Source organism: Methanococcus voltae (assembly GCF_017875395.1).
GTDB lineage: Archaea > AGJL01 > Methanococci > Methanococcales > Methanococcaceae > Methanococcus > Methanococcus voltae_C.
Genome location: NZ_JAGGMO010000008.1, coordinates 93,725 through 101,380, shown reverse-complemented (window position 1 = coordinate 101,380; position 7,656 = coordinate 93,725). Strand labels below are relative to the sequence as shown.

Annotated in this window: 8 protein-coding genes; 1 reads left to right on the top strand and 7 read right to left on the bottom strand. The window is 31.4% G+C overall.

Features of this window, described 5'->3' with window-relative positions; all coding sequences use genetic code 11:
- The first annotated feature begins 394 nt into the window (after window positions 1-394).
- Window positions 395-1,210 carry an SPFH domain-containing protein gene (locus J2127_RS08040; protein ID WP_209733045.1) on the top strand — a complete coding sequence of 272 codons (816 nt, stop codon included), beginning with the start codon at window positions 395-397 and terminating at the stop codon, window positions 1,208-1,210.
- Between the two features lie 119 nt (window positions 1,211-1,329).
- Here J2127_RS08040 and J2127_RS08035 read toward each other — a convergent pair whose 3' ends face one another.
- The 7 genes from J2127_RS08035 to trpD all read right to left on the bottom strand — a co-directional run bounded on the left by J2127_RS08035 (window position 1,330) and on the right by trpD (window position 7,639).
- Complete coding sequence (locus J2127_RS08035) at window positions 1,330-1,470, bottom strand: hypothetical protein (protein WP_209733044.1); 141 nt, start codon at window positions 1,468-1,470, stop codon at window positions 1,330-1,332.
- Window positions 1,471-1,567: 97 nt separating this feature from the next.
- On the bottom strand, window positions 1,568-2,425 hold the full coding sequence (trpA, locus tag J2127_RS08030; RefSeq protein ID WP_209733043.1) for a tryptophan synthase subunit alpha: 858 nt from the start codon (window positions 2,423-2,425) through the stop codon (window positions 1,568-1,570).
- Between the two features lie 45 nt (window positions 2,426-2,470).
- Complete coding sequence (gene trpB, locus J2127_RS08025) at window positions 2,471-3,712, bottom strand: tryptophan synthase subunit beta (RefSeq protein WP_209733042.1); 1,242 nt, start codon at window positions 3,710-3,712, stop codon at window positions 2,471-2,473.
- Window positions 3,713-3,808: 96 nt separating this feature from the next.
- A complete protein-coding gene (locus tag J2127_RS08020; RefSeq protein ID WP_209733041.1) occupies window positions 3,809-4,438 on the bottom strand; it encodes a phosphoribosylanthranilate isomerase in 630 nt (209 codons plus the stop codon).
- 51 nt (window positions 4,439-4,489) lie between these two features.
- Window positions 4,490-5,101 carry an aminodeoxychorismate/anthranilate synthase component II gene (locus J2127_RS08015; protein WP_209733040.1) on the bottom strand — a complete coding sequence of 204 codons (612 nt, stop codon included), beginning with the start codon at window positions 5,099-5,101 and terminating at the stop codon, window positions 4,490-4,492.
- The gene (locus J2127_RS08010; protein WP_209733039.1) at window positions 5,098-6,528 is read right to left on the bottom strand and encodes an anthranilate synthase component I; all 1,431 of its coding nucleotides are present in this window, start codon (window positions 6,526-6,528) and stop codon (window positions 5,098-5,100) included. The genes J2127_RS08015 and J2127_RS08010 overlap by 4 nt, the downstream gene beginning before the upstream one ends.
- Window positions 6,518-7,639, bottom strand: a complete 1,122-nt coding sequence (trpD, locus tag J2127_RS08005) for an anthranilate phosphoribosyltransferase (protein WP_209733051.1) — start codon at window positions 7,637-7,639, stop codon at window positions 6,518-6,520. Before trpD ends, J2127_RS08010 begins: the two co-directional genes overlap by 11 nt.
- Window positions 7,640-7,656: the final 17 nt, after the last annotated feature.

The following is a 7,656-nucleotide window of genomic DNA, read 5'->3' as shown; positions in this document are numbered from 1 at the left end:
AAGCTGTTAAACTAGTAAGCTAGTAAGCTTTACTTAAGTTTTGATGAAACTTTTTTCAAAAGTTTCTGGAAAAGCTAAAAAAATTAATTAATTAAGAATTAATTAATTAATTAATGGGGATTAATCCCTAATTCAATTCTTTTTCTTTTTATTTTTTTAAAATAGATTTATATTACAAAGTTTATTATGTTTTTTACATTTGATATTCTGTTTTTAAATTAAATTTAATTTTAATCAATAGTTATTTAAATTACATACCTGCATATTAATATACTTAGGAATATAGATAATATCATAATTAAATAAATTAAATAAATTAAATTAACTATATAACTTAACTTAAACAAATAAAATACGGAATAATTGTTTAAATATTTATTAGAGGTTGAAATATATGGACTGGCTATTACTACCCATAGTAGGGCTAATTATATTATTTATAATTATTAAATCCGTTGTAATTGTTAACCAATACGAATTGGGTTTAATATTTAGATTAGGAAAAGTGGTAGGAAGTTTAAGACCTGGTGTAAACTTAATAATCCCTTTCATCGATAACGCGATAAAAGTGGATGTAAGAACAAAGGTAATCGATGTACCACCTCAAGAAATGATTACAAGAGATAACGCGGGAGTTACAACCGATGCGGTTATTTACTATAGAGTTATGGACGTTAACAGAGCAGTTCTTGAAGTTCAAAACTACCAGTATGCAATAGTAAATTTAGCTCAAACGACACTTAGGGCAATTATCGGAAGTCTTGAATTGGATGAAGTTTTAAACAAAAGGGAATACATAAATAACAAACTTTTAGAGTCACTCGATAAGGATACTGACAGTTGGGGGGTAAAAGTTGAAAAAGTAGAACTTAGGGAAATTGACCCGCCTACTGATATCAAAAACGCAATGACCCAACAAATGAAGGCTGAAAGGCTTAAAAGAGCTGCAATTTTGGAAGCTGAGGGGGAAAAGCAAAGTAAAATCCTTAGGGCGCAAGGTACTGCAGAAAGTATTAAAATTGAAGCTGAAGGGCAAGCTAAAGCAATACAAACAGTTGCAGAAGCTGCACAACAGTACTTTAAAGGTGAAGCACAACTTTATAAATCACTCGACGTTACAAATAGTGTTTTGAAAGAGAATTCAAAATATGTCATATCTGAAAATATAATGGATGTTGCTAAAAACTTTTTGAATTCAAAAAAGAATTAAATGAATAATTAATTAATTAATTAATTAATTATTAATATACAATACATTAGATACACATTAACAATATTTTTCTTTTTTACTTTATTATTTTTATTTTATAAATTTACAAACTTATAAATTTAGATTATACGACGCCTACCACGTCGCTCTTGTTCATATAATATAGGCTTTACTTCTGTATCATAATTTTTAGGTTTCTCTGATTCAACTGCAAAAAACCATTTGATTGATTTATAAAGTATATTATCTTTTAAATCCATATTCCCACCCAAAAAATTTAAAATAAATATATTATAAAATAAATATGTAGTTTACTCATTAATCTTTTTTTATTTATTAAATTAATAATTCTCTAATTTAATAATTATTCTTTTCATTGTATTTATCATAACCCCTAGTAATTCCATCACTTAATTCTCTAGCTAATTCTTTTAATTTATAAGGGGTTGTTTCAGAGTCCCCGTATTCTTTAATAATGTTTACAAAAGCACTTCCCACTATAATGCCATCAGCACCATTTTCAATTATTTTTTCAGCATGCTCACCGTTTGAAATTCCAAAACCTACGTACAACTTACTATTTTTACCACAAAGATTTTTTGCACGAGCTATAAAGTCAAAAGTCATCTTTTCAAATGAATCTCTTGTTCCAGTAATACCAAATGTTGAAATTAAGTATAGAAACATTGTACTAGCCTCATCAGAATAAATTAATCGTTCATCCGATGTATTTGGTGCCACAAGAAATATGGTCCCCATATCGTGTTTTTTACATATCGTTCTATACTGTTCTGCTTCATCTAGTGGTAAATCTACAATTATAAGTCCATTTGCTCCTGCATCTTTTGCCTGAACTATAAAATTTTCAATACCTCTTTTATACACGGGGTTGTAATAAGTCATCAATACAACAGGCGTATCTGAAAATTTTCTAAATTCCCGTAATACGTCAAAAGATTGATGTATTTTATAACCATTTGATAAAGAACGTACATTTGCTTCTTGAATAGTTGAACCATCTGCTACTGGGTCACTAAATGGAATACCAAGCTCGATAACTCCACAATATTCATCTAGTGCATTCATAAATTTTAGTGTAGCTTCAATATTTGGGTCTCCAGATACTAAAAAACTAACTAAAATTGGTTTTTCATCGATATTCTTATTTAAATCTTTTTTTAAATCGTTTTCTAAATTATTTTCTAAGTTTTTCATTTAAATTCCTCGATATTTTATCATCTGATGTTATTGGCAATTTTATCATCTAATTTTATTATCTAATTTATTTACTGAGTTTATTACGGTGTTTAAATCCTTATCTCCACGTCCTGAAAGGTTTATCACCATTATGTCATCTTTACTCATATTACCCGCATTTTCAATGGCATAAGCAATCGCGTGAGATGATTCTAGGGCAGGAATAATTCCTTCGGTTCTCGTAAGTTCCATGAACGCATTTAACGCCTGCTTATCTGTTGCTGAAGCATATTGTACACGTCCGAGATTATGCAAATAAGCATGTTCAGGACCTATTCCAGGATAGTCCAATCCTGCAGAAATGCTGTAGGCTTCCTCTATCTGTCCATCTTCGTCCTGTAGGAAATACGAAAGCATGCCGTGAAGTATTCCTTTTTCCCCTTTGGATATGGATGCACCGTGGAGACTAGTATCAAGTCCTTTACCTGCGGCCTCTATCCCTATCATTTTAATATTTTTGGCACCATTATTATTGCTATCCTGGATATCCTGACCCAAAAATGGATGGAATAAACCCATTGCATTGCTACCCCCGCCAATACAGGCTACTAAATAATCAGGTAGTCTTTCTTCCTGCTCCATTATTTGTTTTTTAACTTCTTTACCAATTACTGATTGAAAATCCCGTACCATGGTCGGGAATGGATGTGGACCCATCACTGTACCGAGTAAATAGTGCGTATTTTCAAATGTAGCAGTCCAGTTTCTCATAGCTTCATTTACGGCGTCTTTTAAAACTTTTGAACCTGTATCGACTGGTGTTACTTTTGCACCCAATAGTTTCATACGTGCTACGTTAGGTTGTTGCCTTTCCGTGTCTATCCGACCCATAAAAATCTCTGTTTCAAGGCCAAAAAGTGCCCCTGCCATTGATGTACCGACACCATGTTGACCTGCGCCAGTTTCCGCAATTATTCTTGTTTTACCCATTTTTTTAGCAAGTAATGCTTGACCTATTGTATTATTAGTTTTATGGGCGCCACCGTGCAATAAATCCTCTCTTTTTAGATAGATTTTAGCACCACCAAGTTTTTCAGATAGATTCTTTGCATAGTAAAGGGGCGTTTCACGTCCTGCATAATGTTTCAAATAGTATGAAAGTTCATTTTGAAAGTCTTCATCATCTTTTAATTCTTTATAAGCTTCTTTAAGCTCTTCAATAGCAGGTTTTAAAACTTCAGGTATATACTGACCCCCAAATTCTCCAAAATATCCGTTTTTATCACATTTTGTATTACATTTCATAATTTCACCATAATTTAATTACGTATGACTTTTAATTAGTTATAATTTTTAATTAACTACAATTAGTTATAATTTGATTATTTTGACTAATTCTTATTAAATCAAATTATCACAAAACTTTTTTATTAATAATTCGTCTTTGCTATTTTTTAATTCGACACCGCTCGAAATATCAATTCCTGCAGGTTTTACGGAATTTACAATTTTTTTCACGTTTTCAAAAGTTAGACCGCCTGCGAGTACGACATCAAATTTTTTTGAAATAATTGCACTGATTCTATGGTCATGAGTTTTCCCACAACCCATGCCAGTATCCAGTAGAATTTTATCAACGTTATACTCCTTAATTTCGTCAATAAGTTTTTCAGCGTCTATTTTAGGATTTAAGCTTCTTTCAAGGACTTTAAATGATTTCATTACGAAGCAGTCATATTCATTTTTAAGATAATTCACATCTTTTGAAGATAAATTTGAATGAATTTGAACATATGGCTTAAAATTTGAATTTTTTGAAGTCGAATCAATTATTAATTTCCAAATTTCCAAATTTTTAGATGTCGAAACTGTGAAAACTGGAATTTCGGAATTATTGATGATATTTTCCGCAGTTTTCAAGTTTATCTTACGTTTTGATTCGCATTCTACAATAACTCCCGTAGCATTTGCGTATTTCTCGACGATTTTTAATTCCCCTAAAGTTTTTATTCCACAAATTTTTAAAAACATTTTTTCACGTCGTTATTTCTAATTTTTAAGATTTACAATTAAGATTGAATATTAAGATTTACAATTAAGATTAGTTTCAGTATCCGATTTATAAAATTTTGAAAGCTCTACAAAGTTTTTAATAATTTTTAAACCTTCTTTTTTCTCAAATTCTGTTAAAATACTTTCGGGATGAAATTGAACACCAAATATGGGTTTTGAATTGTGCCTTATCCCCATTATAGTTCCATCATCGCTCGTAGCCGATATATGGAAGTTCTTGGGCATTTTTAAGACCGAAAGCGAATGATATCGACCTGCTTTAAATGGTAATTCAACATCTTTGAAAATTCCCTTTCCATCGTGTTTTATATAGCTTGATTTACCATGAAACGGTGGAATTTTACCGACTTTCCCTCCAAAGACGTTTGCAATAGTTTGATGACCTAAACAGACACCCAAAATCGGAACATTTAATTCTTGAATAATTTTAGGGCAATTTTGAACATCTTTATCGTTTTCGGGGCTTCCCGGTCCTGGAGATATGATAATACCGTCAGGATTTAGATTTAGCAATTGTTCGACTTCTATAGTGTTTGGAACCACTTTTATTTCATCGTATAATGACGCATAGTCTGCTAAATTCCATACAAACGAATCTTTATTATCGATTATTACTATCATACATCTTCACCCTTTTTAAATGGAGATTTAACGCCTAAAGCTTTCATCATCGCTCGCATTTTCCGTTCTGTTTCATAATACTCTTTTTCAGGAATTGAATCAGCTACAATACCCGCACCCGCTCTAACGCTACAAATATCGTTTTTTTCAATCTCTGTCATCCTAATCCCTATCGCTAAATCAGCATTTCCACTATTTGAGAAGTAACCTACCGCACCACCGTAGACTTTTCGCCTTGATTTTTCTATTTTATCGATTATTTCCATCGCCCTAAATTTAGGAGCTCCTGTAAGAGTACCTGCAGGGAATGTAGCTTCTATTGCATCAAACATATTGAAATTATGTTTTTTATCTAAAATACCGCTAATTTCACTCTCAATATGTTGAACATGACTGTATTTTACAACATCGAAAAACTTGTCAAGAGTTACACTTCCGGGTTTGCAAACCTTTCTAACGTCATTTCTAGCAAGGTCCACGAGCATCATGTGTTCTGCTTGCTCTTTTTCATCATTCAATAGCTCTTTTGCAAATTTTTCCGTTTCTAATTCGTTTTTACCAATTGGGGCAGTACCTGCAATTGGATTTACTTTTAAAATGTTATTTTGTACCGATGCCATGGTTTCAGGGGATGCACCAACTATTTTTTTATCAAATTCGAGTAAGAACATATATGGGCTCGGGTTAATTTTTCTCAAATTTTTATACAATTCAAACGCAGAATATTCGCTTTTTAAATAGTATTCTCTCGAAGGTACTATTTGGAAAGAATCGCCCTCAAATATATGTTCTTTTGCCTTTTCCACCATTTTAATATAATCTTCAAAATTTGCATCGCAACCGATTATTTCAACATTTTTTTCATTATTTTTATATTTATTTTCATTATTTTTTCCACATTTATCTTCAATTTCAAGTTTTTTAGCTTTTTCAACAAATTTATTAGCTTCTTTTATTTCGTCAATCGAATTATTTTTTTCAGAATAATAATAAAATTTCTTCAAAAGGTGATCATAAACATACATACTGCCATAATACCCAAATACAGATGGTTCTTCTATTTTTCCACCAATGTAGTTGTGTATGCAATCATAAGCCATATATCCCAGGTAACCACCCGTAAATCTGTCATCGGTGTATTTTAAATTATTATTACTATTATTATTACCCTTATCGGCATTGATTCCACTGATTTTTGAAATTTCTTTTAACGATTTAAACGGGTTACTCTCTTTTGAAACTGTTTGATTATCTATTTTGGTTTTATTTTTTATTCGCAACATGTATTCTGGATTAAATGAAATGTATGTATATCTAGCGTTTGTTTTACCTTTAGAACGTGATTCAAGCATTAATGGATATTTACCTTCATTTTGTATAACTTCATAGAGTTTCAAAGGGTTTACATAATCTAATTTAATTTTCATAATTCCCACCCTTTGATTTATACTCAGTTATTTTTTTTATTCTGCTATTTTCTTTAAGTTTGTTAAGTTCTTCGAGTTTTTTCAAAACTAATCCTGAATCAAGCACTTCTTTTGCGATTTCCACGCCCTCTAAGAAATCAGATGCAATTTTACAAGCATATAAACCCGCTGAGGCATTCATTAGTATAAAATTCCTATCTTCATTTATTTTTCCGGAAAATACATTTTTTAAACGTTCGGCACTTTCTTCCGGACTAATGCAAGGAATTATTTTTGAATTTTCAAGTCCGAAATCTTCAGGACTTACAATATAACTTTTAAAATTATCTTCGAAATTATCTTCGAAATTATCTTCGAAATTACATTCTGACTCATTTTTCTTAGTAATTTTATTATATTCCACGATTTTTGAATTTCCGTTTGGATTTAACTCATCAAGCGTATAATTTTTTTCGTAGCTTTTCCCACTTTTCCCATAGCCGTTTACAACCAATGCCTTTTCAATATTTTGTAAGTTAGGCAACGCTTTTGCAACTTTATTACACAATTCAATCGAATTTACCCCAATTATTTGGTATTTGGGACTAGCAGGGTTTGCTAAAGGTCCTAATACATTGAATATCGTTTTAAATTTTAATTCGTTCCTTACGGGCATTATTTTTTTAAGAGCAGGATGGTATTTTTGAGCGTGTAAGAATGTAAAATTGGTTTTTTCCATTGATAATTCTGCTTCTTCGATCGTTTCAGGAATTTTACAACCCAAAGCTTCGTAAACATTTGCAGAGCCACTTTTTGAAGTTACTGATACATTACCGTGTTTTGCAACCTTTGTAAAGCAGGAAAGTATCAAAGAAACCGCCGTACTAACATTTATTGTTTTTGAGCCATCCCCGCCTGTCCCACAGGTGTCTACGACGTTTCCTAAATTCATAGTTATTGCATTGTCACGCATTGCTTTTGCAAAGCCTGCAATTTCCTCAGAAGTAATGCCTTTCATTTGTAGGGCGGTTAAGTAAGCCCCTATTTTAATTTCGTTTTCATTTAGTAATATTCCGAAAAGTTTGTAAGCTTCTTCAAATGTCAAATCATTTTTATCAAGAATTCTATTCATAAATTCTTTATCTGCTG

Excerpts from the sequence above, each read along its gene's own strand:
- J2127_RS08040 (WP_209733045.1), top strand. The coding sequence starts at position 395 with ATGGACTGGCTATTACTACCCATAGTAGGGCTAATTATATTATTTATA.
- J2127_RS08035 (WP_209733044.1), bottom strand. The coding sequence starts at position 1,470 with ATGGATTTAAAAGATAATATACTTTATAAATCAATCAAATGGTTTTTT.
- trpA (WP_209733043.1), bottom strand. The coding sequence starts at position 2,425 with ATGAAAAACTTAGAAAATAATTTAGAAAACGATTTAAAAAAAGATTTA.
- trpB (WP_209733042.1), bottom strand. The coding sequence starts at position 3,712 with ATGAAATGTAATACAAAATGTGATAAAAACGGATATTTTGGAGAATTT.
- J2127_RS08020 (WP_209733041.1), bottom strand. The coding sequence starts at position 4,438 with ATGTTTTTAAAAATTTGTGGAATAAAAACTTTAGGGGAATTAAAAATC.
- J2127_RS08015 (WP_209733040.1), bottom strand. The coding sequence starts at position 5,101 with ATGATAGTAATAATCGATAATAAAGATTCGTTTGTATGGAATTTAGCA.
- J2127_RS08010 (WP_209733039.1), bottom strand. The coding sequence starts at position 6,528 with ATGAAAATTAAATTAGATTATGTAAACCCTTTGAAACTCTATGAAGTT.
- trpD (WP_209733051.1), bottom strand. The coding sequence starts at position 7,639 with ATGAATAGAATTCTTGATAAAAATGATTTGACATTTGAAGAAGCTTAC.